The sequence below is a fragment of the Mesorhizobium sp. BHbdii genome (assembly GCF_053848045.1).
This window is the reverse complement of sequence record NZ_JBSPKX010000002.1, coordinates 248,801-274,174: the sequence shown is the minus strand read 5'-3', so window position 1 is coordinate 274,174 and position 25,374 is coordinate 248,801. Positions and strand designations below refer to the sequence as shown.

At 61.9% G+C, this 25,374-nt stretch carries 29 protein-coding genes and 1 pseudogene; 14 read left to right on the top strand and 16 right to left on the bottom strand.

Features of this window, described 5'->3' with window-relative positions:
• Positions 1 to 131: 131 nt before the first annotated feature.
• The 7 genes from ACWTU8_RS14015 to ACWTU8_RS13985 form a co-directional block, all read right to left on the bottom strand.
• Complete coding sequence (locus tag ACWTU8_RS14015; protein ID WP_455848629.1) at positions 132 to 1,223, bottom strand: 3-deoxy-7-phosphoheptulonate synthase; 1,092 nt, start codon at positions 1,221 to 1,223, stop codon at positions 132 to 134.
• Positions 1,224 to 1,433: 210 nt separating this feature from the next.
• On the bottom strand, positions 1,434 to 2,228 hold the full coding sequence (locus ACWTU8_RS14010; RefSeq protein WP_455848628.1) for an SDR family oxidoreductase: 795 nt from the start codon (positions 2,226 to 2,228) through the stop codon (positions 1,434 to 1,436).
• 27 nt (positions 2,229 to 2,255) lie between these two features.
• A complete protein-coding gene (gene iolG, locus ACWTU8_RS14005; protein ID WP_455848627.1) occupies positions 2,256 to 3,257 on the bottom strand; it encodes an inositol 2-dehydrogenase in 1,002 nt (333 codons plus the stop codon).
• 129 nt (positions 3,258 to 3,386) lie between these two features.
• The gene (locus ACWTU8_RS14000) at positions 3,387 to 4,154 is read right to left on the bottom strand and encodes an ATP-binding cassette domain-containing protein (RefSeq protein ID WP_029347391.1); all 768 of its coding nucleotides are present in this window, start codon (positions 4,152 to 4,154) and stop codon (positions 3,387 to 3,389) included.
• Positions 4,155 to 4,156: 2 nt separating this feature from the next.
• Entirely contained in the window at positions 4,157 to 5,233 is a 1,077-nt protein-coding gene (locus ACWTU8_RS13995; RefSeq protein WP_455848626.1) for an ABC transporter permease, read from the bottom strand.
• A 156-nt stretch (positions 5,234 to 5,389) separates the two neighbouring features.
• Positions 5,390 to 6,331, bottom strand: a complete 942-nt coding sequence (locus ACWTU8_RS13990) for a sugar ABC transporter substrate-binding protein (RefSeq protein ID WP_029347393.1) — start codon at positions 6,329 to 6,331, stop codon at positions 5,390 to 5,392.
• Positions 6,332 to 6,711: 380 nt separating this feature from the next.
• On the bottom strand, positions 6,712 to 7,743 hold the full coding sequence (locus ACWTU8_RS13985) for a LacI family DNA-binding transcriptional regulator (RefSeq protein ID WP_455848625.1): 1,032 nt from the start codon (positions 7,741 to 7,743) through the stop codon (positions 6,712 to 6,714).
• Positions 7,744 to 7,916: 173 nt separating this feature from the next.
• Between ACWTU8_RS13985 and ACWTU8_RS13980 the strand changes: the two genes are divergently transcribed.
• From ACWTU8_RS13980 to ACWTU8_RS13970, 3 genes are all read left to right on the top strand, one after another.
• Complete coding sequence (locus ACWTU8_RS13980) at positions 7,917 to 9,026, top strand: fatty acid desaturase family protein (RefSeq protein ID WP_455848624.1); 1,110 nt, start codon at positions 7,917 to 7,919, stop codon at positions 9,024 to 9,026.
• A gap of 62 nt (positions 9,027 to 9,088) precedes the next feature.
• Positions 9,089 to 9,403, top strand: coding sequence for a MocE family 2Fe-2S type ferredoxin (locus tag ACWTU8_RS13975; protein WP_455848623.1), 315 nt, complete (start codon positions 9,089 to 9,091; stop codon positions 9,401 to 9,403).
• A 5-nt stretch (positions 9,404 to 9,408) separates the two neighbouring features.
• Positions 9,409 to 10,638 (top strand): NAD(P)/FAD-dependent oxidoreductase, encoded by a 1,230-nt coding sequence (locus ACWTU8_RS13970; RefSeq protein WP_455848622.1) that lies wholly within the window; start codon positions 9,409 to 9,411, stop codon positions 10,636 to 10,638.
• A gap of 72 nt (positions 10,639 to 10,710) precedes the next feature.
• Here ACWTU8_RS13970 and ACWTU8_RS13965 read toward each other — a convergent pair whose 3' ends face one another.
• Positions 10,711 to 11,403, bottom strand: coding sequence for an SDR family oxidoreductase (locus tag ACWTU8_RS13965; protein ID WP_455848621.1), 693 nt, complete (start codon positions 11,401 to 11,403; stop codon positions 10,711 to 10,713).
• A gap of 39 nt (positions 11,404 to 11,442) precedes the next feature.
• Positions 11,443 to 11,877 carry a DUF4437 domain-containing protein gene (locus tag ACWTU8_RS13960; protein ID WP_455848620.1) on the bottom strand — a complete coding sequence of 145 codons (435 nt, stop codon included), beginning with the start codon at positions 11,875 to 11,877 and terminating at the stop codon, positions 11,443 to 11,445.
• Positions 11,878 to 11,975: 98 nt separating this feature from the next.
• Here ACWTU8_RS13960 and ACWTU8_RS13955 point away from each other — a divergent pair, with 98 nt between their 5' ends.
• Positions 11,976 to 12,959: an AraC family transcriptional regulator gene (locus tag ACWTU8_RS13955; protein WP_455848619.1), complete on the top strand. Its 984-nt coding sequence runs from the start codon at positions 11,976 to 11,978 to the stop codon at positions 12,957 to 12,959.
• A gap of 157 nt (positions 12,960 to 13,116) precedes the next feature.
• Here ACWTU8_RS13955 and ACWTU8_RS13950 read toward each other — a convergent pair whose 3' ends face one another.
• The 5 genes from ACWTU8_RS13950 to hslV all read right to left on the bottom strand — a co-directional run bounded on the left by ACWTU8_RS13950 (position 13,117) and on the right by hslV (position 17,427).
• Positions 13,117 to 14,076: a DUF1402 family protein gene (locus tag ACWTU8_RS13950; protein WP_455848618.1), complete on the bottom strand. Its 960-nt coding sequence runs from the start codon at positions 14,074 to 14,076 to the stop codon at positions 13,117 to 13,119.
• 255 nt (positions 14,077 to 14,331) lie between these two features.
• A complete protein-coding gene (gene hslU, locus ACWTU8_RS13945; RefSeq protein ID WP_065011538.1) occupies positions 14,332 to 15,645 on the bottom strand; it encodes an ATP-dependent protease ATPase subunit HslU in 1,314 nt (437 codons plus the stop codon).
• A 4-nt stretch (positions 15,646 to 15,649) separates the two neighbouring features.
• Entirely contained in the window at positions 15,650 to 16,249 is a 600-nt protein-coding gene (locus ACWTU8_RS13940; RefSeq protein ID WP_455848617.1) for a DUF2585 domain-containing protein, read from the bottom strand.
• Positions 16,250 to 16,286: 37 nt separating this feature from the next.
• Positions 16,287 to 16,802 carry a GNAT family N-acetyltransferase gene (locus ACWTU8_RS13935; protein WP_455848616.1) on the bottom strand — a complete coding sequence of 172 codons (516 nt, stop codon included), beginning with the start codon at positions 16,800 to 16,802 and terminating at the stop codon, positions 16,287 to 16,289.
• A 73-nt stretch (positions 16,803 to 16,875) separates the two neighbouring features.
• Positions 16,876 to 17,427: an ATP-dependent protease subunit HslV gene (gene hslV, locus ACWTU8_RS13930; RefSeq protein ID WP_029347417.1), complete on the bottom strand. Its 552-nt coding sequence runs from the start codon at positions 17,425 to 17,427 to the stop codon at positions 16,876 to 16,878.
• A 224-nt stretch (positions 17,428 to 17,651) separates the two neighbouring features.
• On the opposite strand from hslV, the gene hisB reads away from it, so the two are divergent.
• The 10 genes from hisB (at position 17,652) to ACWTU8_RS13880 (ending at position 24,027) form a co-directional block, all read left to right on the top strand.
• Positions 17,652 to 18,251 carry an imidazoleglycerol-phosphate dehydratase HisB gene (gene hisB, locus ACWTU8_RS13925; protein ID WP_455848615.1) on the top strand — a complete coding sequence of 200 codons (600 nt, stop codon included), beginning with the start codon at positions 17,652 to 17,654 and terminating at the stop codon, positions 18,249 to 18,251.
• Between the two features lie 3 nt (positions 18,252 to 18,254).
• The gene (locus ACWTU8_RS13920; protein ID WP_065011534.1) at positions 18,255 to 18,728 is read left to right on the top strand and encodes a DUF2628 domain-containing protein; all 474 of its coding nucleotides are present in this window, start codon (positions 18,255 to 18,257) and stop codon (positions 18,726 to 18,728) included.
• A gap of 1 nt (position 18,729) precedes the next feature.
• Positions 18,730 to 19,380 (top strand): imidazole glycerol phosphate synthase subunit HisH, encoded by a 651-nt coding sequence (gene hisH / locus ACWTU8_RS13915; RefSeq protein ID WP_455848614.1) that lies wholly within the window; start codon positions 18,730 to 18,732, stop codon positions 19,378 to 19,380.
• A 4-nt stretch (positions 19,381 to 19,384) separates the two neighbouring features.
• The gene (locus ACWTU8_RS13910; protein ID WP_455848613.1) at positions 19,385 to 19,675 is read left to right on the top strand and encodes a DUF1330 domain-containing protein; all 291 of its coding nucleotides are present in this window, start codon (positions 19,385 to 19,387) and stop codon (positions 19,673 to 19,675) included.
• Positions 19,676 to 19,677: 2 nt separating this feature from the next.
• Positions 19,678 to 20,427 (top strand): 1-(5-phosphoribosyl)-5-[(5-phosphoribosylamino)methylideneamino]imidazole-4-carboxamide isomerase, encoded by a 750-nt coding sequence (hisA, locus tag ACWTU8_RS13905; protein ID WP_095517448.1) that lies wholly within the window; start codon positions 19,678 to 19,680, stop codon positions 20,425 to 20,427.
• Positions 20,424 to 21,260 (top strand): arginase family protein, encoded by an 837-nt coding sequence (locus ACWTU8_RS13900; RefSeq protein ID WP_455848612.1) that lies wholly within the window; start codon positions 20,424 to 20,426, stop codon positions 21,258 to 21,260. The genes hisA and ACWTU8_RS13900 overlap by 4 nt, the downstream gene beginning before the upstream one ends.
• Entirely contained in the window at positions 21,260 to 22,051 is a 792-nt protein-coding gene (hisF, locus tag ACWTU8_RS13895) for an imidazole glycerol phosphate synthase subunit HisF (protein WP_455848611.1), read from the top strand. The genes ACWTU8_RS13900 and hisF overlap by 1 nt, the downstream gene beginning before the upstream one ends.
• Before the next feature lie 91 nt (positions 22,052 to 22,142).
• The gene (locus ACWTU8_RS13890) at positions 22,143 to 22,469 is read left to right on the top strand and encodes a phosphoribosyl-ATP diphosphatase (protein WP_029347429.1); all 327 of its coding nucleotides are present in this window, start codon (positions 22,143 to 22,145) and stop codon (positions 22,467 to 22,469) included.
• Between the two features lie 24 nt (positions 22,470 to 22,493).
• Entirely contained in the window at positions 22,494 to 23,453 is a 960-nt protein-coding gene (gene coaA, locus ACWTU8_RS13885; RefSeq protein WP_455848610.1) for a type I pantothenate kinase, read from the top strand.
• Positions 23,454 to 23,538: 85 nt separating this feature from the next.
• Positions 23,539 to 24,027: a GtrA family protein gene (locus tag ACWTU8_RS13880; RefSeq protein WP_455848609.1), complete on the top strand. Its 489-nt coding sequence runs from the start codon at positions 23,539 to 23,541 to the stop codon at positions 24,025 to 24,027.
• Between the two features lie 46 nt (positions 24,028 to 24,073).
• Here the strand turns inward: ACWTU8_RS13880 and ACWTU8_RS13875 are convergent, their stop codons facing one another.
• Together ACWTU8_RS13875 and lysM are read right to left on the bottom strand one after the other, a co-directional pair.
• Positions 24,074 to 24,691, bottom strand: coding sequence for an alpha-ketoglutarate-dependent dioxygenase AlkB (locus ACWTU8_RS13875; protein WP_455848608.1), 618 nt, complete (start codon positions 24,689 to 24,691; stop codon positions 24,074 to 24,076).
• A 115-nt stretch (positions 24,692 to 24,806) separates the two neighbouring features.
• Positions 24,807 to 25,276, bottom strand: a pseudogene (gene lysM / locus ACWTU8_RS13870) (peptidoglycan-binding protein LysM).
• Positions 25,277 to 25,374 lie beyond the last annotated feature (98 nt).

Genomic DNA, 25,374 nt, shown 5'->3' with positions numbered 1-25,374 from the left:
GATCGCAACTTTGAAGTCGAAGAGCTTAAAATTATTCGACATTTTAAACGCAGCGTTCCGTCCAGCACCCCTCATCCGCGCCGATCCACCTTCTCCCACAAGGGGAGAAGGGGGCAGCCCGCCGGCCTGTCTCAGGCGGCTCCCGGACGGCTGGCGATCATGCCACGCCGCTCCGATCGGCGCCGCTCGACGGCGTCGGCAAGGCCGTCCAGAACGGTCTCGGTGGTTGCCCAGTCGATGCAGCCATCGGTGATGCTCTGGCCATAGACCAGCGGCTTGCCGGGCATGATGTCCTGCCGGCCGGCGACGAGGTTGCTCTCGATCATGACGCCGATGATGCGCTCATCGCCTGCTGCGACCTGGCCCGCCACGTCAGCCGCCACCGTCGGCTGGTTCTCAGGCTTCTTGTTGCTGTTGGCGTGGCTGACATCGATCATCAGCCGAGGTGCTACCCCGACCCGACCGAGCTCCGCGCAGGCGGCAGCTATGCTCGTTGCGTCATAGTTCGGCACAATGCCGCCGCGCAGGATGACGTGGCAGTCCTCGTTGCCGGTGGTCGTCGCGATGGCGCTGCGCCCGCCCTTCGTCACCGCCATGAAATGATGCGGCTGGGCGGCGGATTTCACCGCCTCGGCGGCGATCCGCAAATTGCCGTCGGTGCCGTTCTTGAAGCCGACAGGGCAGGACAGGCCGGATGCGAGTTCCCGATGGATCTGGCTCTCTGTCGTGCGCGCGCCGATCGCCCCCCAGGCAACGAGGTCGGCAATATATTGCGGAGTGGCCATGTCGAGGAATTCGGTCGCCGCCGGAAGGCCGAGATTGTTGACGGCGGAGAGCACGTTGCGAGCCAGCCTCAGTCCCTTGTCGATATTGAAGCTGCCGTCCAGGTCGGGATCGTTGATCAGGCCCTTCCAGCCGATCGTCGTGCGCGGCTTCTCGAAATACACGCGCATCACGATCTCCAGCCGGTCCGACAGGCTCTCTCGAAGCGTCGCCAGACGGCTGGCATAGTCTACGGCAGCGTCCGGATCGTGGATCGAGCAGGGGCCGACGACGACGATCAGCCGATCATCGGCGCCGGTCAGAACGGCGTGGATCGCGTTGCGTGACGCGGTAACGGTCCGCGTGGCCGTCAGCGTGCGCGGTATCTCCCGCATCACCTGGTCCGGCGTACTCAATTCCCTTATTTCCTTGACCCGAAGATCGTCGGTGGTGGTCAACACGGCTTTCTGCTCCTGATTGGGAGACCTGCCGGCTGAAACAAAAAAGCCGCCAGGTCTGGCGGCTGTTCGGATTTTGATGCTGCAATCTTCAGATCGAGCTCAATCCTCCCGCCGCCAGCGAGCTGCCGTAGCTAAAGTACCAGAACGAGGCGGTCAGGTGGATCATGCCAGCCCTATAGCCGAAGCCGGGGCGCTTGTCACGCCATGATGCTACTCTGCGCCCGCTCCGGCAACGTTCTGGTCGTAATCGACCAGCGATCCGGTCATGACGCCCGACTGCGGGCTGACCATATAGCTGATCAGCCGGGCAAGCTGGTCCGGCTTCACCAACTGGCCCATCGGCTGCGCGGCCTCGGCCTTTTCCAGCCAGTCGTCGGGTGCCGCGTGCCATTTCTTCTGCACGATGTCCTCGCCCTCGGTGTCCATCCAGCCAGGCAGCACCGCGTTGCAGCGGATGCGATTGCTGCGATAGGCGTTGGCGACATTCTTGGTCAGCGTCATGAGAGCGCCCTTGCTCGACGAATAGGGCGTCAGGAACGACTGGCCGCAATGCGCCGACATCGACAGCACGTTGACAATCGAGCCAGGCGCCTTGCGGTCGAGCAGGTGCGCCACCAGACCCTGCATCAGGAAGAAGGGGCCGCGCACATTGGTCTGGAAGATCTGGTCGAATGTTTCCTCGGAGGTCTCGACCAGTGATCCGCGGGCCGAGGTGGCGGCGGCGTTGACCAGCGCGTTGACGGTGCCGAAATGAGCGATCGCCGTTTCGACGGCGCGCTTGCAGTCGGCCACTTGGGCGACATCGGCGCTGATGAAAATCGCGTCGACGCCCGACTTCTTGAGGGTGGCGACGGCCTTGTCGCCCTTCTCCTGCGAGCGTCCGATTAGCGCCAACGCCCGGCAGCCCTCATCGGCCAGCGCCTCGGCGACGGCGAAGCCGATGCCTTGCGCGCCGCCGGTGACGATGGCGCGTGTTTCGGAATTGCGACCGGCGGAACCGTTCATCGCCTTGCTCCTGTGCTTGGTGTTGCTTCAGATGGTCTTGTCGAGGCGGACGGTCTTGCCGTCCCTGGCCGATTTCAGCGCCGCGTCCGCCAGCCGCAGCGCGACGAGCCCATCCTTGCCGCTCGGTGCGGCCATGTTGCCTGATGTCGCCGCTGCGATGAAGGCGGCGATCTCGTTGGCATAGGCGTCGAGGTAGCGGGTCATGAAAAAGTCGTGCAGCGGCGGGCGCGTATAGCCTTTCTCATTGGCCAGTTCGATCGACACCGGCCGCTGGTTCTCGGCCGCGACCATGCCTTTCGAGCCATGCACCTCGATGCGCTGGTCGTAGCCATAGGTGGCGCGTCGCGAATTGGAGATGATGCACTGCTTGCCGGAGGCGGTTTCGAGGATGACGCTGACGCTGTCGAAATCGCCGGCCTCGCCGATTTGTCTGTCGACAAGCACCGAGGCATGGGCGCTGACCGCCACCGGCTCCTCGCCGAGCAGGAAGCGCGCCATGTCGAAATCATGGATGGTCATGTCGCGGAAGATCCCGCCCGAGCGGCCGATATAGTCGAGCGGCGGCGGGCCGGGATCGCGCGACGTGATGGTCACCATCTCGACGGTGCCGATGGCACCGTCGTCGATCGCCTTGCGCACGGCGGCGAAATGCGGATCGAAACGGCGGTTGAAGCCGACCATCAAAGTGGCGCCGGCCTTGTCGACCACGGCCAAGCATTCTTCCACTCTGCCGGCGTCGAGGTCGATCGGCTTCTCGCAGAAGATCGCCTTGCCGGCCTTGGCGAACTGCTCAATCAGATCGGCATGGGTGTCGGTCGGCGTGCAGATGATGACCGCATCGATATCCCCGGCTTTTTCGATGGCCTCGATAGTGCGTACTTCCGCGCCATAGGCCGACGCCAGCTCCGTCGCCGCCTTCTCGAAGGCATCGGCAACTGCGACCAGTCTGGCCTGCGGATTGGAACCGACGGCACGGGCGTGGACCTTGCCGATGCGGCCTGCACCAAGAAGAGCGAAGCGGAGAGACATGGGATTTCCTTTGAGGATTGTTCGAACTGGAAGTGCGTCTTTACTGCACCGTTCACGGCAAGGCGCAGTAGATTTTCTTATTGCAGTTGCTCGGCGACGGGCCGATGACCCGCCGCGCCGGCATTCGCCTTAGGCCGCAAGTTCTGCCTCCCCGGTCTTGGCGCCGGTGATGTATGAGACGACGTCGTTGCCGTCGGTGTCCTGCTTGCGCAGATTGGCGACGATGCGGCCGCGTCGGAAGACGACGATGCGGTCGACCAGATCAAACACCTGGCGCATGTTGTGACTGATCAGGATCAGCGGCTCGCCATTGGCTTTCAGCGTGCGGATGATGTTTTCGACCTGCATCGTCTCCTGCACACCAAGTGCTGCCGTCGGCTCGTCCATGATGATGAGCTTGGACGCAAAAGTCGCGGTTCTGGCGATTGCCACGCACTGGCGCTGGCCGCCCGACATGTGGCGGATGGTGTTGGAAAGGTTGGGAATCTTGACCGCCGTGCGGATCAGCGCTGCCTCGGTCGCCTTACGCATGAACTTGCGATCGAGGATCGAGAACGGCCCGAGATTGAAAAGCACCTTTTCGCGGCCGAGAAACAGGTTCGACGGCACGTCGAGATCGTCGGCGAGCGCAAGGTTCTGGAACACCGTTTCGATGCCCGCCTCGCGCGCGGCGATCGGGCCGGCGAAGTTCACTTCCTTGCCGTCGAACCAGACCTTGCCGCTGGTGCGCTGCTCGACGGCCGTGATCTGGCGCACGAAGGTCGATTTGCCGGCGCCGTTGTCGCCCATGATGGCGACATGCTCGCCCTTGCGCAGTTCGAAGTTCGCGCCTTCGAGCGCATGCACGCCGCCATAGTATTTGGTCAGGTTTTCGGTCTTCAGGACGATGTCTGACATGATCAAGCCCTTATTGCCCGCAGGCGCTGGCGCCACTGATCGAGAACGACTGCGCCGATGATGATCACACCCTTGACCATCTCCTGGTAGTAGGCGTCGAGGCGCAGGAAGGTGAAGCCGGAGATGATGACGCCGAAGATCAGCGCACCGATCACCGTTCCGATGATCGAGCCGCGGCCACCAGACAGCGAGACGCCGCCGATGACCGCCATGGCGATCGCGTCCAGTTCGTACATCACGCCCATGCCGGCCTGAGCGGTGAGATTCTTGGAGCTCAGCACCACGGCAGCAAGCGAGGCGAGGATGCCGGCAATGACGAAGACGAGGATCTTGTGGTTCTGGACATTTATGCCGGACATGCGGGCGGCGTCCTCGTTGGAGCCGATGGCATAACAGTGCTTGCCGTACCTGGTGTATGACAGGATCAGCTGGAACAAAATCGCCAGCGATATGAAGATGATGACCGGCATCAGCCCCTTGCCGATGGCGGCGAAACTTTCGGTGGGAAACGAGATCGGCTGCCCCTTGGACCACCATTTGGCGACGCCGCGCGCGGTGACCATCATGCCAAGCGTGGCGATGAACGGCGGAATGCGGGTGTAGGCGACCAGCGTGCCGTTGATCAGGCCCGCCAGCAGCCCGCAGCCGATCGCGACAAGCACCGGCACGATCACCGGCAGGTCGGTCCAGCCCTGCTCGATGAACATCGCCTTGGGGTTAGGGTTGCCGTTGACCGTCGCCACCTGGGCGAAGCTCATGGCGATCATCGCCGTGGCGCCGACGACCGAACCAGAGGAAAGATCGATGCCGCCGGAAATGATCACTTGCGTCACGCCGATGGCGATGATGCCGACGATCGATACCTGCAGGATGATGATCTGCAGGCGCGCCTCGTTGAAGATCGTATCGACATTGGCGCGGGTGTTGAACAGGAAGCTGTCGCCAAGAAAGACGCGGCCTATCAGCTCGAAGGCGCCGACGAGGATGATGAGCGCCAGGAAAACGTTGAATTCGGCAGGCCATGTGCGCTTCTTCGCATCATAGCTGAGTCCGCCGACGCCATGGGTTGTCTGTGCCAAATCTTGATCCTCCATCAGCCGCAGTCGCCCTCCCGCCGGCTGTTTCGGCGATAAGGGAAAGGAGGAGCGGCGCCTTTTTGTTTTTTCGACATCGGATTCTCAAACCGGTCCGATGCTCTGCCGCGCCGCTCCCTATCGAAAAACGGGTCCTCTGCCTCAGTTCTTCTGCAGGAACTTCTCGATGTTTGCCGGCGTGACCAGCTGGAAGGGGATGTAGACCTTCTGTTCAACCGCCTCGCCCTTGGAAAGCTTGAGCGCCGCGTCCAGCGCCCCGGCACCCTGGCCGGCCGCATCCTGGAATACGGTGACGTCGAGATCGCCCGCCTGCATCGCGGCAAGCGCGTCCTGAGTGGCGTCCACGCCGCCGACGACAACCGACTTCATATCGATGTTGGCAGCCTTCATGGCCTGGATCGCACCGATGGCGCTTTCGTCATTGTTGGCGATCACGCCGTCGAACGGCTTGCCGGTCGACAGCCAGTTGGTCATCAGGTTCTGCGCTTCCTCGCGTTTCCAGTTCGACGTCTGCTTGTCGATGATCTTGATGAAGCTGCATTCCGGAGTGGCGATCACATCGTCAATGTCCTTGGTGCGCTGCACCGCGGCCTGGTTCGACAGCTCGCCCATGATCACGTAGACATTGGCCTCGGTCTTGCCGGCTTCCTTGAACAGGCGGCAGACTTCCTGGGTCTCGAGAGTGCCTGACTCAACCTCGTTCGAGGCGACGAAGGCCTGGTTGTCCGGCAGCGTGTCGACATTGACCGGCTCGCGGTTGACATAGACCAGCGGAACATTGGCCGCAGCGGCGGCGTCCGACATTGCCTGGGTGGCCGAGGTGTCGACCGGATTGACGATGATCGCGTCGACGCCCGAGGCGACAAAGTTCTTGATCTGGTCGAGCTGCTTGGCGACGTCGTTCTGCGCGTCCTCGACCTGCAGCTCCACGCCGTCCATGCCCTTGGCCTGCTCGATCATGCCGTTGCGCAGCACGGTGAGAAAATTGTCGTCGAACAGCGCCATTGACACGCCGATTTTGGCAGCGAGGGCGGACGAGCTCATCAGCGCCAAGAATGCGGCGCCCAACAGCAGTTTCTTCATTTTATCTCTCCTCCACAGAATTGGTGTCCGGCTGCACCGATCTACCCGGAATCCCCGATCTCCAGGGGAATCTCTCCCGATTGCCATCTCCGTTCCCGATGGCGATTTCCGCGCTGGCTGGAACGCCAAGTCCTCTGCTTGAACAGATGTTCCGGAACGAAAGAACCAAAATACCTATCTGGTGAAATATTTATTCCATTCCGCCTGCGGGCGTCAAGGAGATTCCGAAATCGGATGGCGGATTTTCGGACAACGCGGCTGAGCGCCGACAAGTCTTCTGCAAGAATCCATCAGGCTGATGGTTCACATCATTGCCGATGCGTCGTGGTGCCCGATCTGAACCTGGATGCATTGGCTGAGCCTAGATGTTTTGCCCGAATCTAGATGTTTTCCGGCAGATAGATGTCGAAGGGCAGGAAGGTCTGGCCCGGCGCGTTGGCAGCGCCTGCCTCGATGGCATGCGCCATCAGATCGACAAGCTCGCGGCATAGTGCTGCCAGCGGCGTAGAAATTACCATGGTCAGGATGTTGTCGGCGAGCGCCGCGCGCGACTCGGCGTTGATCTCATTGCAAACGACCACCGGCATATTTACGGGCCTCGCTGCCCTGAGCGCGGAAACCGCGCCTTCCATGCCGCCGCCGGCGACGTAGCAGCCGGCAAGATCCGGGTACCGCGCTAGAAGATCGATCATCGCATCATGGGTCACCTGGTTGGCTTCCAGGTTGACCAGCGTCTCCATCACTGTGAATTCCGGCGCATGCTCGCGGAAAAATGATCTGAAGCCGATCTCGCGTAGCTCATGGCCATGGAAGCGATGGCTGCCGACAAAAAGCGCTACCTTGCCAGGCTTCCTCGCCGCCCTGGCGATCATCCAGGCCGCGGTACGACCGACCTTGCGGTTGTCGAGGCCGACATAGCCCTCGCGGATGCCGGCGGCAAAGTCGGATAGCAGGGAGAAGACGGGTTGCCCCCTTGCCTTCAGGGTCTCGACGGCTGCCGTCAGCGTCGGATGGTCCGGACCGACAAGGGCGACCGCCCTGGATTTCGCCGCCAGCTTGCGCATCTGGGCGGCGATCTCGTCGGGGGCGAGCGAACTGGCGAAATCGATGGTTGCGACGCCGCGGAAGCGCTGCGATTGCGACACCGCCAGTTCGAGTTCCCGCGCGAAATCACTGTAGAAAACATCATTGCCCCTCAGCAGCAGAAAGCCGAGCCGATATTCAGGCAGTTCCTGGCGCATCCGCTGCCTGATCAGCCCGGCGGCGTGGTAGCCGATGCTGGTGGCGGCCTCATAGACGCGGCGCGCGGTTTCCTCGCGCACCGGCAGGCGGTTGTTCAGTACCCGGTCGACGGTGGCGACGCTGACGCCGGAGGTGCGCGCCAGATCGGTGATGGTCGGCCGTTTTGCCATGGCTGTCTCTCCGCTTGCCAAATTGGTTTACATCATTCTGATGGAAAATGATAGAAACCATCTTTGTGATATTGAGCCTATCATGGCTTGGCGTTACTTCTAGGCTTCGAGGCCTGCAACCACGGCCTGGTCATTGACCGGGCGGATTGCAGGACGCTGGTGGAGGCACTCTCATGGACGCAATGTTGGACGCAGCACCGTCCCGGCGCGACTACAGCCTGATCGGCCGCGACGCCAAGCTCGCCGTCGAGACCGGGCTGGCGGCGGCCGAATGGTATCATACCGACATCCCGCGAAAGCAGATGAAGGAGCTAATGCAGCGCTCCGACGGCCTGGCGATCCGCGACACCATCATCTGGCTCGCCGTCCTGATCCTTAGCGGCGCAGGCGGCGCCTGGTTCTGGGCCACCTGGTGGTGCGTGCCGTTCTTCTTCGTCTATGGCGTCCTTTACGGCTCTTCCACCGATTCCCGCTGGCACGAATGCGGTCACGGCACCGCGTTCAGGACGCAGTGGATGAACGACGTGACCTATCAGCTCGCCTGCTTTATGATCATGCGCAATCCGGTGACCTGGCGCTGGAGCCATACCCGGCATCACACCGATACGATCATCGTCGGCCGCGATCCAGAAATCGCGGTGATGCGCCCACCGGACCTGTTGCGCGTCGTGCTCAATTTCTTCGGCATTGTCGATGCCTGGCATGCCATGGGCGACATGGTGCGCAATGCGGCCGGCATCATCAGCCCGGCGGAAAAGACCTTCATTCCCGAGCAGGAGCAGCCAAAGGCGATCCGCATTGCCCGCATCTGGACCGCGATCTATGCCGCGACCATCGTGCTGGCAATTTATAGCGGGTCGTTCCTGCCCTTGATGCTGGTCGGTCTGCCCCGGCTTTACGGCGCCTGGCATCATGTCATGACCGGCCTGCTGCAGCATGGCGGCCTCGCCGAAAATGTCGTCGACCATCGCCTCAACAGCCGCACCGTCTACATGAACCCGATCAGCCGCTTCATCTACTGGAACATGAACTACCATGTCGAGCACCATATGTTCCCGATGGTGCCCTACCACGCGCTGCCCAGGCTGCACGAGATGATCAAGCACGACCTGCCAGTGCCGACGCAGTCGATCCTGGCCGGCTATCGCGAGATGGTGCCTGCCTTCCTGCGCCAGCTGCGCAATGAAGACTATTTCCTCAAGCGCGAACTGCCGCCGACCGCGAAGCCCTATCGCGAGGAATTTCACAACGACAACGATGCTGTCGCGGCAGCAGCGGAATGATATGCGCCCATGCCAGGCAACATGCCGGGCAAGCTGACCAAGCAAAATTCTCGGGAGGACTGATGAGCGACTGGGTCGAAGCCTGCGATGCCGGAGACATCGACGAAGAGGACTTGATGCGGTTCGACCATGGCGGCCGCACCTTCGCCATCTATCGCAGCCCCGACGACGAATATTTCGCGACGGACGGTCTTTGCACGCATGAGAAGGTGCACCTGGCCGACGGGCTGGTGATGGACGACATCGTCGAATGCCCGAAGCACAATGGCCGCTTCAGCTACAAGACCGGGGCGGCGAGGGGTGCGCCGGTCTGCGTCAATCTCAGGACTTATCCGGTCAAGCTCGACGCCGGCAAAATCCTCATTCGGATCGGGTGACGGTGATGACGAAGGGGATGGTCATCATCGGTGCCGGCGAATGCGGTGGACGGGCTGCCTTGGCGCTGCGCGATCTCGGCTATGACGGGCCGGTGACGCTGGTCGGCGACGAACCGCATCTGCCCTATGAGCGGCCGCCGCTGTCGAAAGACGCGATGGCCAGCGATGCGCCCGAGATCAAGGCGATCGCCAGCGATGAAATACTGGCCGAGAGGTCGATCCGGCATATCCATTCGGTTCAGGCGATGGCGATCGACTGCGCGGCGCACGTCGTGCACCTGTCGGACGGTTCGGTCCTGCCTTACGACAAACTCTTGCTGGCGACCGGCTCAACCCCGCGTAAGCTGCCGATGCCGGGGCTTGGCGCGCGCTGCGTCTACCTCCGGACCTTCAATGACGCGCTGGCCATTCGCGCGCATCTCAGCGCCGGAAACCGTATCGCCATAGTCGGCGGCGGCTTCATCGGTCTTGAGCTCGCCGCCGCGGCACGCAGGCTGGGGGCCACGGTCACCGTCATCGAGGCGCAGCCGCGGATCCTGATGCGCGGCGTGCCGGCCGAGATCGGCAAAATCATCCACGAGGCGCATGAAGCCGAAGGCGTCAAAATCCTGTGCGGCGACGGCATCGCGGCGATCGCCGACGACGGCGCCGGGGTGCGCATTGCGCTTGCCGGCGGAAAGGACATCGTCGCCGACCTGGCAGTGATCGGCATCGGCGCCGTGCCGGTGACCGGACTTGCCGCGGAAGCGGGGCTGACGATCGACAACGGCATAGCTGTCGATGCCGAGCTTCGCACCAGCGATCCGGACATCTTCGCCGCCGGCGATTGCTGCTCGTTTCCGCTTGCCGTCTATGGCGGCCGGCGCGTGCGGCTGGAAGCCTGGCGGAACGCGCAGGAGCATGGCGCGCTTGCGGCCAGGAACATGCTTGGCGCCGGTGAAAGCCACGCGGCGGTGCCATGGTTCTGGTCGGATCAATACGGCCTGACCTTGCAGGTATCAGGCCTGTCGGACGAGGGCAGCAAGGTTGTGCGCCGCGACCTCGACGACGGCGCCTTCATCCTGTTCCACCTCGCCGAGGACGGCAGGCTGGTCGCGGCGAGCGGCATCGGCCCAGGCAATTCGGTCGGCCGCGACATAAGGCTGGCCGAGATGCTGATCGCCAAGAGGGCAAAGCCGGCGCCTGAGGCGCTCGGCTCGCAAACGATCAAGCTGAAGTCGCTGCTGGCGGCGTGAGCCGCGGCGGGTTCCCCGAACTATTGGAAGAAATGACGGAACGCGCCCAGACGAAGGCAAGCTCTGTCTTTGTCAGGCAATCAGCAGGCCTCCATCTACAACCAGAATTCCACCTGTCGTATATGGATTGCGCATTGCGAAGATAATTGCATCCGCCAAATCTTCCGGCTGTCCAAAGCGGCGAGCGGGCAGCGAGGTTTCAGCCCACTTGGCACTATGCTCACGGCGTGCGCTGTTTATAGGCGTATCCACCAGCCCAGCCATGACCACGGTCACGCGAACGGGTGAAAGCTCCCTGGCAAGCGCCTTGCCGAAACCCGGAATGGAAGCACCTTCAGCGGCAAGAAGGGAGAACCCCACAGCGGGAGGGCGGACCGCCGCCGCGCCGCACATCATCACGATCGAGCCAGTGGGCGAAAGGCGATGCGCTGCAGCCTGCACGACTGTGAAGTAACCTCGCATCTTGTCGAAGCTGCGTTCGACATCCTCATCCGTCAGATCGGCGAGCGGCTTTGCCCGCGCCAGTTCGTCGGCGACTGCAGTGAGGACCAGATGGTCAATTGTGTCGTAATCGGCAAGGGCATTGGCGACGCCAACCGCATCGCGCATATCGGCTGCATGAAGCCGCACATGTCCCGGCATGCCTTCTGATGCGCGTTGGAGCTTCTCCATGGAGCGGGACATCATAACGACCTCCGCGCCGCGGGCCGCCACCTCCCAAGCCACGGCATGCCCGATTCCCGAGCTCGCGCCGACGACAACCACCCTCTGTCCGTCCAGGTCACGCTCCATGTTGATGTCCAGCTATCTGCTCTTGAAAAGAGTGGAATAAGGTTCGGTGTTGATAAGAAGGATCACGCACTGCTTTTCCGACATACAGGCATCGGCATGCATCTGGTCTGCCTTCTGGGTCCAATATGATCCGGGCTGCAGCTCGATGTTTCGGCCCTCACCCGTTTCCGGCACCCAGTGGCTCCAGGTGCCCTCAATGACAATGCCCTGATAGTCTGCCGTATGTGCATGTATCGGTGCTTGCCATCCCCTCGGGACTTTCAGCAGCGTTCCAGCCGGACCCACATCGCGCTTGCCCCATAAGGGGCCCAGCCGGTGGGGCTGGTCAGGCATTTCCTCATAATACGGCACCTTCTCAACAGGCAGGTATGTATTCTCCAGGGCGTAAGTCTGAGACGGCAGGATAATAACCGCGGCTACCGCCGCCACGAGCTTTGGAAAAGACACTGACATCTCCCTCAATGTTGCCACGTTGCCACGAATCTACTGGCAGCAGAGAAGAGCCTATTGTGGAATGCCGGACGAACAATGATACTGCGTCCGAGATGTATGCTCGATCATCCAATTCTGCCGATCCTGTCGTCCATCTTCTTGGACAGTTCCTGCGTGATCTCAGGCCAGCGGAAGCGAGTTACTGCCGGGCCGAGGTAACGCGGCCTTGGGGCATCGGCCTGCAATTCCAAAAGGGAATTCGCTTCCATTTCGTCGCCGACGGCAGCTGTTGGGTGCTTATCGAGGGGTCTGAACCAGAGCGGCTGGACCAGGGCGATGTCGTGCTCCTGCCACATGGCACCAAACATGTCATCGCCGACGACCCTGAGAGCGCGGTGACCGATCTCGCCCTCTTGGGGCCAAGACAGATATCCGGCACAAGCTATTCCCTCAACACCGGCGGCGGGGGTGCCCGATCCCTCATTTTCTGCTGCACCGTGGATTTCGAGGAACCGCTGGCCGATCGATTGATTGGGACCATGCCCGCAAAACTTGTGCTTCGCGAGGGACCGAACCGCACCCGATCTCTCGGCATGCTGCTGGAGGTAATGGCGGCGGAGATGGCGGAAAAAAGCGTCGGCTCGGCCACAATAATGGCCCGTCTGGCCGACGCGGCCATCAGCATCATTGTTCGCGATTGGGCCAGGGATAGCGATGATCATCGCCGAGGCTGGCTCGCTGCGCTGCGCGATCGAGGACTTGGCCCCGCCCTGCTCGGCATCCATACGAGACCGGGGGAAAACTGGTCTCTGGCCCGATTGGCGAGATCTGCGGCCATGTCGCGGTCGACCTTCGCCGAACGTTTTTCACATGTGCTTGGGGTATCCCCGGCCCGCTGTGTGCTCGAATTCCGAATGCGCGAAGCAAAACGCCTGCTCCTTGACCCGAGCCTGACGATCCCAGCCATCGCCGCGCGCCTGGGATATGCTTCCGAAGCCGCTTTCAGCCGTGCCTTCAAGCGGACCACAGGAAACCCTCCTGGGCAACTTAGGCGCTTACGAACGGCTTCCGAAGTGAGGCGCGAACCCCGAGCCTAAGTGCGGATGAAGGGCATTGCATCAAGGGCAATAGGCTCCCTGGCCGAGTGCCTCGTCCGCTTATTGGCGCATTTGCGCTCTTGTATCGGCTCTCACCAACAGCGGCTCCACCCCAGGGCGGCTGTGGTCGTCAGGTACCAAGCGTCGGATTTAACAACTAAAACAGCGCCTTCAGCTCCGGCAATTTGTCGTTGACCAGCCAGCCATAGTAATTTTCCTCGGGCAGCTTCTCCGGTTCGCCCGCGTCGCGGCGCCTGTCGTTCTCGGCCTTCAGCGCATGGGCACGCTGTTCCGGATTGCCCACATTGTACAGCGTCGATGTGATGCCGGGATTGCCCGATATGTCGAAGCCGGCAATGCTCTGGTAGGCATCGATCGATTTCCGGATCGTCGCTGCGACATAATCCAATGTCAGGTCCGGATCCATGATGGTCTTGTAGACCGCGTTCGGATCGCCGACGTCGAGCTTCGGCAGGCCGGAAACCTGGTGCACGAGATCGCTCATCTGCAACGCCGTCAGCGGATTGAGCTGACCGAGGCCAAAAGTCTGGCCGGCATAATAGGGCTGGAAGAAAGTGGCGCCGAAGCGGTCGTCGGGGAAGCTCTCACCGCCGACAGTCTTGCCGCGAAAGGACTGGTTCCAAACCTGCTCGCGGCATTCCCAGAGCGCGTAACTGTCCGATTTGCCAGCGCATTCCTGGAATTGCGGCCGCTGCACGAAATCGGTGATGTCCTCGCCTTCATAGGCGAAAGACAGCTTGCTCGACAGATAAGAGATCGCCTTGACGTAGTAGGTCTGCAGCCGGTCGTAGGCGTCGACATTGTAGGTGTGCTCGCCGACGATGGCGCCGACGATATGCATCGGGTCGATGCCATAGGTCGCCGCCGCTTGGCTGATCTTGCCGCGAAGACCGGCGTCGTGCTGCAGCAGCGCATAGACCTTGCGGTATTTTGCCTGGAAGGTGGTGTTGGTGGCTTGGGTGCGCCGGCTCGAGGCGCCCGGTATGTTGGGCTGCTCGGCATGACTGTTGCCCGGCGGCACCATCGTCGCCGCTTCGGCGGCGAACATGGCTGTCGCCAGCGTCAGCCCGAGAATGACGAGGATCAGTTTTTTCATGCGCCGCCGCCTGCAACAGCGCATGACCCCCGGAATCGATTTTCGGGGTCATGCGCAAAACCAACTGTATAGCGCCCTTTGCACGCCCAACCGATGCGCGGCGCTGTAGTTGCCGGGCAAACTAGGTAAAGCCGGAAGTGGAGTCGAGGGCCCCTGCGCCGGGGAAGACAAAAGCTGACCAGATGCTTCCATTTGGCCACACGTTTCAGAACCTGCCGGCTCCCCCGGCCCATTTCTTTTGGGATGGATTGCCTGCTACAGTATGAAACGCGACAAATCCGTGTTTCTGGACAGGTCGCCGACATGCTTTTGCACATAGGCTGCGTCGATGGTCACCGCCGTGCCGTGCCGGTCCGGCGCGTCATAGGAGATCTCGTCCAGCACCCGCTCCATGACCGTCTGCAGCCGCCTGGCGCCGATGTTCTCGACGCTGGCGTTGAGATCGACCGCAATGCCGGCCAGCGAATCGATGGCGTCGTCGGTGAAGACGAGATCGACGCCCTCGGTCTTCATCAGCGCGATGTACTGCTTGATCAGGCTGGCCTCGGTCTCGGTCAGGATGCGGACGAAATCGTCCTTCTCCAGTGCACGCAGCTCGACGCGGATCGGCAGTCGGCCCTGCAGTTCCGGCAGCAGGTCCGACGGCTTGGCGATGTGAAACGCACCCGATGCGATGAACAGGATGTGGTCGGTCTTCACCGGTCCGTATTTGGTCGCCACCGTTGTGCCTTCGACAAGCGGCAGCAGGTCGCGCTGCACGCCTTCGCGGGAAACACCGGCGCCCATGCCGCCTTCCCGCGAGGCGATCTTGTCGATCTCGTCGAGGAAGACGATGCCGTCGTTTTCGGTCGATTCGAGCGCCCTGCGCACCACCTCGTCCTGGTCGAGCAGCTTGTCGGACTCGTCGCCGACTAGCACCGTGTACGATTCCTTCACCGTCGTCTTGCGCGTCTTGGTCTTCTGGCCGCCCATCGCTTTCGACAGCATGTCGTTGATGTTCAACACGCCGATATTTGCGCCCGGCATGCCGGGAATCTCGAAGCCGGGCATGCCGCCAGTGCCGGTGTCGCTTACTTCGATCTCGATCTCCTTGTTGTCGAGCTCGCCGTCGCGCAGCTTCTTGCGGAAATTGTCACGTGTGCCCGGGCTCGCCGTCTTGCCGACGAGCGCTTCCAGCACACGTTCCTCGGCATTGATATGGGCGCGCGCTTTGACATCCTCGCGCATCTTCTCGCGCACCAGGCCGATGGCGATCTCGACCAGGTCGCGGATGATCTGCTCGACGTCGCGGCCGACATAGCCGACTTCGGTGAACTTGGTCGCCTCGACCTTGACGAACGGCGCACCGGCAAGGCGTGCCAGGCGGCGCGAGATCTCGGTCTTGCCTACGCCGGTCGGGCCGATCATCAGGATGTTCTTCGGCATCACCTCTTCACGCATCTGGCCTTCGAGCTGCTGGCGGCGCCAGCGGTTGCGCAGGGCGATGGCCACGGCGCGCTTGGCGTCCTTCTGGCCGATGATGAAGCGATCGAGTTCCGAAACGATTTCACGGGGCGAGAATGTGCTCATATTCCTAAATTCCACTTTGCCACTGCCGGATGGACTCGAACGGATGCAGCAGCATGATCACGTTGAGCGTCAGATTGTCCCGGATGAGGTAGCCGACACCGAATTCGAAGATGACGGCCAGGGTCACGATCACCCATATAGGAAGCCTGCGCGCCATCACAAATCCCAGCACCATCGCCAGCGTGTCCGCCACCGAATTGACGATGCTGTCGCCATAGTAGTCGAGGGAGATCGTGCCGGCGCGATAGCGCTCGATGATCAACGGGCTGTTCTCGAGAAGTTCCCAACCGCCCTCAATGACGACCGCAAATGCCAGCCTGAGCCCGATCGGCGAGCGCGGGAACAGAGCCCACGCCAGCGCATAGAACAGGAAGCCGTGAATGAGGTGCGAGAATGTGTACCAGTCGGAAATATGCTGGGAATTCTCCGAACTCTGCACAATGCCGTGCCACAGCTTGACATAGCCGCATGTGCAGATCGGGGTTCGGCCCATGCCGTATAGGACTCCAGCCTGGAATATGATCAGGCCGAGGACCAGCAGAAGTCCCATCCGCCAGCTGTCTTCATAGGCCGAGACGGGTTTGTCGGCGCCGGTTGTGCTCATGCTGTTACTGCCCTCTTCGGCTTTATTCGGCGTCGACTTATTCGATATCGTCCTCTTCGGCGTCGATTGCCATCAGCACGGCGTCGCCATATTCCGATTGCCTTCGATCGATAGCTCTGAAACCGGCCTTTTCATAGGCGCGGATCGCTCGTCCGTTGGATGGATCCGGGTCGATGATGACACGCGGCGCCCCTTCCTCGAACAGCTGTTCCACGAACTGCCGGACAATTGCCGAGCCGTGGCCGCGTCCGATAAGCTCAGGCCTGCCGATCGACAAATCTATGCCGAGCGTACCGAACGGCTGGTCGCTATAGGGATGGCCGTCCTCCAGATGCGGGTCGTAGCTCTGCATGTAGCCGATCGGCTCGCCATCGAGCTCGATGATCAGCGGTTCGACGGAAATGCTGTCGATGTGTTGGCGGATCTGGGCGATCTCCGTCTCGGGATCATCCCACCACTCCGCGACATGCGGCTCGGCCAGCCATGCCGCAATCATCGGCAGGTCCGCCTCCGTCACCGGCCGAAAATCGTATCTATTTTCTTGTTTGGCCATGATCTTCTCCGAACCGAAGGTCAGTGGAGCAAAAACCGGTTTCCACTTTTCGGGATCATGGCCAGCGGCCGGTTCAGCCGGCATCGAGCGTTTCGATGACGAAGTTGTTGTTGGTGTAGACGCAAATGTCGGATGCGATCTGCATCGCCTTGCGCGCGATCTCCTCGGCATCTTTGTCGGTGTCCATCAGTGCGCGCGCCGCGGCTAGCGCGTAATTGCCGCCCGAACCGATGGCCATGACGCCATGTTCGGGTTCGAGCACGTCGCCGGTGCCGGTCAGCGCCAGCGAAACCGATTTGTCGGCAACCAGCATCATCGCTTCAAGCCGGCGCAGATAGCGGTCGGTGCGCCAGTCCTTGGCGAGTTCGACGCAGGCCCGCGTCAATTGCTCCGGATATTGTTCGAGCTTGGCTTCCAGCCGCTCCAGAAGGGTGAAGGCGTCAGCGGTGGCGCCGGCGAAACCGGCAATGACATTGCCGCTTTTGCCGATGCGGCGCACCTTCTTGGCATTTCCCTTCATGATGGTCTGGCCGAGACTGACCTGGCCGTCGCCGGCAATCACCACCTTGCCGCCCTTGCGCACCGTCACGATGGTCGTGGCGTGCATGGTCAGTTCATTCGACATCTTCTGCTCCGATCAGCACCGGTCCCGAAAAGGCGATTGGCGCGTTACGACTGACTTGATCGGCCATATGTATGCATAGGTCCGATGATTGCAAACCAGCCACCCGCCAGGCTCGATATCCCCTGGCATGGTAACTGGCAATCGCCGGATCATGCTGCTAGAAGGCTCTCGTTTTCAAGCACGTGGACGCTTGGAACGTCTGAACTCTGGATAAGGATGAGGTCATGCCGCCCCGTTCCGCCAACGCCAGCCGCAAGACTGGGGAGACCGACATCTCCGTGTCGGTCCAGGTCGACGGCTCGGGAAAATCCGATATTTCGACGGGCGTCGGTTTCTTCGACCACATGCTGGACCAGCTGTCGCGCCATTCGCTGATCGACATGACAGTCAAGGCCAAGGGCGATCTGCACATAGACGACCACCACACGGTCGAGGACACCGGCATCGCGCTCGGCCAGGCGCTGACCAAGGCGTTGGGCGAGCGGCGCGGCATCATGCGCTACGCCTCGGTCGATCTCGCCATGGACGAGACGCTGACGCGCGCGGCGATCGACGTTTCCGGCCGTCCTTTCCTTGTCTGGAACGTTGCGTTCTCGTCGCCGAAGATCGGCACGTTCGACACCGAACTGGTGCGCGAATTCTTCCAGGCCCTGGCGCAGAATGCCGGCATCACGCTGCATGTAGCCAACCACTACGGCGCAAACAATCATCACATCGCCGAGACCTGCTTCAAGGCGGTGGCGCGCGCGCTGCGTTTCGCGCTTGAAAGCGACCCGCGCCAGCCGGATGCAGTTCCGTCCACCAAGGGATCTCTGAAGGGATAGGCCATGGCCGTCTATGTCGTGATGGAACCGCCGGGCCGCGGCGAAAAGCCTGATGTAACCTTTGTCCGGGATGGGTTTTCCTGGCTCGGCTTCCTCGTGTCGCCGCTGTGGTTGCTCTGGCACCGGTTGTGGATCGAGGCAGCACTGGCGTTTGTCGCCATGGCTCTCCTTTCGATGCTTGCCGAAGGGCTGAGGCTTGGGCTGGCCGGCCCGCTGCTGTCGCTGCTTGTATCGCTCTATGTCGGGCTGGAGGGTCAGGCCTTGCGGATCGCCGCACTGCGCCGTCGTGGCTGGCATGAATGGGGCGTCGTCGAGGCCAACAGGCTCGACGATGCCGATACGCGCTATGTGCTGGAAGCCGAAGCGCAAGCGGACGAGCAAGCGCCAGTGCCGCGCATCGTTCCGGACGCCGCCCATGCCCGGCCGACACATATGGGCATCGCGCTAGGGTTGAACCACACTCCCGGAAGACCCTGACATGCGGGCCGCGATCATCGACTACGGCTCGGGCAACCTGCGCTCGGCCACCAAGGCCTTCGAGCGCGCCGCGCATGAAGCCGGTATCGCCGCAGCGATCGACCTGACCGCCGATGCCGAGCGTGTCAGGACCGCCGATCGCATCGTCCTGCCCGGCGTCGGCGCATATGCCGATTGCGCGGCCGGGCTGCGCGCTGTGGCCGGCATGTGGGAAGCGGTCGAGGAGGTCGCGATCGTCAAGGGGCGACCATTCCTCGGCATCTGCGTCGGCATGCAGCTGATGTCGGAGCGGGGCCTGGAAAAGACCGTTACAAAAGGTTTTGGCTGGATCGCCGGCGACGTCAAGGAGATCACCCCGGCCGATCCTGCGCTGAAGATCCCGCAGATCGGCTGGAACACGATCGAGCTCACGCGCAAGCATCCGCTGTTTTCCGGCATTCCGACCGGCGCCAAGGGACTGCACGCCTATTTCGTTCATTCCTACCATATCGACGCGCAGAAGCCGGAGGAGGTGCTGGCGATTGCCGACTACGGTGGTCCGGTGACGGCCGCTGTTGTCAGCGGCAATCTCGCCGGCACGCAGTTTCATCCCGAAAAGAGCCAGGCGCTTGGCCTGGCGCTGATCACCAATTTTCTGCGCTGGAGGCCCTAGGATCATGAGTAAGAAAGGCTACTGGGTGGTCATGCTCACGATGACTGACCCCGACGGTTATCAGCGCTACCGTGACGCCATCGGTGACGCCATTTCGCGCTACGACGGCCGCTATCTCGTGCGCGGCGGACAGGTCACAAATCCAGAAGGATCGGAATTTGACAGGCATGTTGTGGTCGAGTTCGACTCTTATCAGACAGCGCTGAACTGTTACCAGTCGCCGGCCTATCAGACCGCACTACGGAATCGACTGGCGGCTTCGACCGGCCATTTCGCGATCGTCGAGGGCGCCTGAAAGTGATCCTGTTCCCGGCCATCGACCTCAAGGACGGCAAGTGCGTGCGCCTGAAGCACGGCGATATGGCGACCGCGACGATCTACAATGACGACCCGGCCGCGCAGGCCAGGGCCTTCGAGCAACAGGGTTTTGAATGGCTGCATGTCGTTGACCTCAACGGCGCCTTCAAGGGCCAGAGCGTCAACAGCGCGGCGGTCGGCGCCATCCTCAAGGCGACGAAAAACCCGGTGCAGCTCGGCGGCGGCATCCGCACCCTGGCGCAGGTCGAGGACTGGCTCGATCGCGGGCTGGCGCGGATCATTCTCGGCACGGTGGCCGTGCGCGATCCGGATCTGGTCAGGCAGGCCTGCAAGGCGTTCCCGGGCAAGATCGCCGTCGGCATCGACGCCAAGGGCGGCAAGGTCGCGGTCGAGGGCTGGGCCGAGGCCTCGAGCCTCGGCGTCATCGAACTGGCGAGGAAGTTCGAGGGCGCCGGCGTTGCCGCCATCATTTACACCGACATCGACCGCGACGGTGTGCTGACCGGCATAAACTGGGATGCCACCATCGATCTCGCCGAAGCAGTTTCAATCCCGGTCATCGCCTCCGGGGGGCTTGCCTCGATCGCCGACATCGTGCGCATGACCATGCCCGATGCGCAAAAACTCGAAGGTGCCATCTCCGGCCGCGCGCTTTATGACGGGCGTATCGATCCGGCCGAGGCACTGGCGATCCTGGCGGCAGGACCGGAGAAGGCGAGGGCGCGATGAAACTCTCGGTCATCCTCGCACCCTATGACAGCGGCCTTTATCATGCCGGCTGTGGCCAGGGCCCCGACGCCATCATTGCCGGCGGCCTCGTCGATGAACTTGCCTTTCGCGGCCACGATGTCGTCGTCGAGGACATCGGCGAAGTCGGCGATGCCCAGAAACGCGAAATCGCGACAGGTTTCGCGGTTTGTCGGGCAGTCGCCACCAAGGTCGACATGGCGCGCGACGATGAGCGTTTTCCCATTGTGCTCACCGGAAATTGCCTGACCGCCGCCGGTGCGGTGGCTGGCGATACCGCTGATTCGATCATCTGGATCGATCAGCATGGCGATCTCAACACGCCCGAGACGTCCGCCTACGGCTTTCTCGACGGCATGGCGCTGGCGACGACGCTGGGGCTCTGCTGGCGCCCGATGACGTCAGCGATTCCCGGCTTCCAGGCGATCGACCCGTCGCGGTGCATGCTGGTCGATGCACGCGACCTCGATCCCGATGAAAGGCGGCTTCTGGAGACGTTGCCAATCATTCGCGCCCAATGGGCCGATGCACTCGACAATGTCGGAAAGCTCAAGGCGGCCGGCGCGGCCCAAGTGCATTTGCATCTGGATCTGGATGTTCACGATCCCGATGTGCTGCAAGTGAACCGCTATGCACGGTCGGGAGGTCCAAATCCGGAGCAACTGCGGCAACTGGTTTGCGGGCTGGCCAAGTCGATCCCGATCGTCGGCGTCACCCTGTCCGCCTACGATCCTGCCTTTGACGCCAAGGGCGAGGTTCCGCCTGTCGTTGGGCAATTGCTTGGCGATTTTCTTGCCGCGCTTGCGAGGATCTGATGCTGAAAGCCCGCGTCATCCCCTGTCTCGACGTCCAGAACGGCCGCGTCGTCAAGGGCGTCAACTTCGTCGACCTGGTCGATGCCGGCGATCCGGTCGAGGCGGCCAAGGCCTATGACGCCGCCGGCGCCGACGAACTCTGCTTCCTCGACATCACCGCTTCGTCCGAAAATCGCGAAACTATCTTCGACATCGTCGCCCGCACCGCCGAACAATGCTTCATGCCGCTGACCGTCGGCGGCGGCGTGCGACAGGTCGCCGACATAAGAAAGCTGCTTTTGGCCGGCGCCGACAAGGTGTCGATCAATACGGCGGCGGTGAAGAATCCCGATTTCGTCGACGAGGCGGCTGACAAATTCGGCAACCAGTGCATCGTCATCGCCATCGATGCCAAGAAAGTATCGGGCGAAGGCGAGGCCGACCGCTGGGAGATTTTTACCCATGGCGGCCGCGAAAAGACCGGCATCGACGCGGTCGAATTCGCTCAGCAGATGGTCGATCGCGGCGCCGGCGAGATCCTGCTGACGTCGATGGACCGCGACGGCACCAAGGCCGGCTACGACATCGCGCTCACCCGCGCGGTAGCCGACGCCGTGCGTGCGCCGGTCATCGCCTCCGGCGGCGTCGGCACGCTCGATCACATGGTCGAGGGCATTCGCGACGGCCATGCCGGCGCGGTGCTGGCGGCATCGATCTTCCATTTCGGCACCTACAGCATTGCCGAAGCCAAGGCGCATATGGCCCGCGCCGGCCTGCCGATGCGACTGGACTCCCCGGGTGATCGGCTCTAAAGCATGATCCCGAACCGAAGGTCCGCGCCAGCGAAAAATGGCAACCGGTTTTCGGAAAAGATCGTGCTTAAACAAACAGATAGATGGCGCCATGGCTGAGTTTTCGCTCTCCGATCTGGAGACAATCATCAGGGAACGCGCGCATTCCGGCGATCCGGATTCGTGGACGGCAAAGCTGTTCGCACGCGGCATGGACAAGGCGGCGCAGAAGCTCGGCGAAGAGGCGGTCGAAACGGTGATCGCGGCCGTTGGCGGTGACAGACAAGCCCTCGTTTCGGAAAGCGCCGATCTCATCTATCATTGGCTCGTCGTTCTGGGCGTCGCCGGCATTCCGCTTGCCGATGTCCTGACCGAACTCGAACGCCGCACCGGTCGTTCGGGCATCGCCGAAAAGGCGTCTCGGCAGGACCGGGGCTGATCGCTGCGGAGGGTAGGAAACTCGATGGACCAGCTCGCCCCCACCGAGAAATATTCGCCCTTTCGTTTTTTCTCGGCGGAGCAATGGTCGCAGTTCCGCGCCGACACGCCGATGACGCTCGGCGAGGACGAGGTCCGTCGCCTGCGTTCGCTCAACGACCCGGTCGACCTCGAAGAGGTCAAGCGCATCTATCTTTCGCTGTCCCGGCTGTTGTCGGCACATGTCGAGGCGAGCCAACTTCTGTTCAGGCAGCGCCAGGCCTTCTTCAACGCGGTGGATGTCGTCAAGACGCCCTTCATCATCGGCATTGCCGGCTCTGTCGCGGTCGGCAAATCGACCACGGCGCGCGTGCTCAAGGAATTGCTGGCGCGCTGGCCGTCGAGCCCCAAGGTCGATCTGATCACCACAGACGGCTTCCTGCTTCCCAACGACATCCTGCGCCGCAACAATCTGATGGAACGCAAGGGCTTTCCCGACAGCTATGACGTCGGCGCATTGCTGCGTTTCCTGTCGGGCATCAAATCGGCGCAGCGCAATGTCCGCGCGCCGGTCTATTCGCACCTGACCTACGACGTTGTTCCCGGCGAGTTCCAGACCATCGACCGGCCCGATATATTGATCTTCGAAGGCATCAACGTGCTGCAGCCGGGCAAGCTGCCGAAGGACGGCAAGATTGTGCCCTTCCTGTCGGATTTCTTCGACTTCGCCATCTATATCGATGCCGAAGAGGAGCTGATCCATCAATGGTACATCGCCCGCTTCATGCGGCTGCGCGAGACCGCCTTCCGCGATCCGGACTCCTTCTTCCACCGCTATTCGCAACTTTCTCAAGCAGCGGCCCGCGCCATCGCGGAAGGCCTGTGGGCCAACATCAATCTGAAGAATTTGCGCGAGAACATCCTGCCGACGCGAGCCCGCGCCGATCTCATCCTGCGCAAGGGCGCCAATCATCTGGTCGAGGAAGTGGCGCTAAGGAAGCTGTAACGAAGCGGTTAACGGCGCCTTAGGCAGTGCCCGCTATCGTTCGATTGCCAATTCCGGAGCATTTTGTGGGGAGCCGGTGATCAATATGCCTGCATTGCCCCGGCCTGACATTTCCGCCCGGCGCGGAACACTTGCTCCGCGCCGGCTTCTCAAATTCGCCTCGGTGGGGCTCGCGGCCACAGTGCTCTACGCGCTTTGTGCTAGCCTCTTCACCAGTGCCGGGTCAACATACCTGCCGCCGGCCACAGCCTCCGTCGCCGCCTATGCGGTCGCGGCAATATTCTCCTATCTCGGCCACAAGTTCTTCACCTTCATGTCGGCCGGCTCGCATCAATTCGAAGCGCCGCGTTTCGCCGTGCTGACCGGATCCGGCCTTGCCATCGCCTATCTTCTTCCGCTGCTCCTCGTCGGGCAGTTCGGCCTGCCGGTGGCGATTCCGATACTGTTCACCTGCATTCTCATTCCGGTGGTCAACTTTGTTGTTCTCGAACGCTGGATCTTTTCCGGCCGATCAGCGGCGGGCCTGGACGGTGATCCGAAGCGGGTGCCGGTCTTGGGGAAATCCGATACTTGAAAAAGAGAGAGAGCGGCGATACGGCTCGACTTCAAAGCCCGCCGCTCTAGCCAGGATAGGTCACCCGTCTCAGCGTCAGGTTGATCCGCCCGCCGTTCTTCAGCAATGCCGAGGTCGATGGATAGATGCGGTCGACGCCGTGAAAACAGAGGCGGCCTTCGCCGCCAAGCACGACGACATCGCCGCTTTTCAGCCTGAACGATTTGGTGCCGCCTTCGCGCGTGGTCTGGCCGACCCTGAACAGGCAATCGTCGCCCAGTGAAACGGAGACGACCGGCGCGGAGAAATCGATCTCGTCGCGGTCTTGATGGAGGCCCATCTTCGCGTCCGGCGAATAGAAATTGACCAGGCAAGCCTCCGGCGGATGGGAATAGGCGGACACGTCCCGCCACAGCTCCAGCAGCACGTCCGGGATCGGCGGCCAGGGCATTCCGGTCACCGGGTGCTTCGGTTGGTAGCGATAGCCGCCCTCCTTGTCGGTGACCCAGCCGAGCGAACCGCAATTGGTCATGCGCACGCTCATCTCCTTGCCGGTGCGCGGCATGGCCGGCACAAACAAGGGAGCCTCCTGCACGACCCGTCTCACATCCTCGACCAGCGCTTCCTGCACCGCGCGGGACAGATAGCCGGGCATATGGCGGACGCCTTTGGGCAGAACGAGCATGGTCGCTTGAGCCGTTGGTCTGCAAAGAACCAGAATGCCACCATCAAATGAAAACGGCGACCCGAAAACCGCCGTTGTCGATTGGCCGTCGCCGATCTGGTCAGGCCCGATCTGGTCAGGCCTGGTCGAGATCCGGTATGCGCCGGACCTGCCCGGATAAATCTTGTCCGGATGGGTCAGCATCGGCTTGTTGGCATCGAAAATGATCGTGTTCTTCGCACCCTTGCCCTTGCCGTAGCTCTTTCGGCGATCTTCCAGAGGTTGTCGCCTTTCTTGACCGTGTAGAAGGTCGGTTCCTTGGCCGGGGCAGCGGGTGTGCCGGATTCGGGTGCGGCGACTTGCAATTCATCCGCCTGCACCTTGGACACGCCGAGCGTGTTGCCAACGGCGATGACCGCTTTTTCGAAGATCGATTGATCCTTGACCTACGCCTTTCAGGACAGCCGTATCGCCTCTGACGACGACTTCGACATTGTCTGTGCCGAGCGCGTGCGAATCGAGTTCCGTATCGGCGGTCGGCTCCGGCTCATCGTCGCCGAAGCCGAGTTTCTTGCCGACGCCCTTGACGAAATCAAACATGCCCATCTGTGGTCTCCCTTGCTGTGGCGAATACCAAACTTGCCACCTGCAACCTTGAATTGGAAACCGTCGACCCAGCCATCGATGTCGCGCCTGCCGCATCG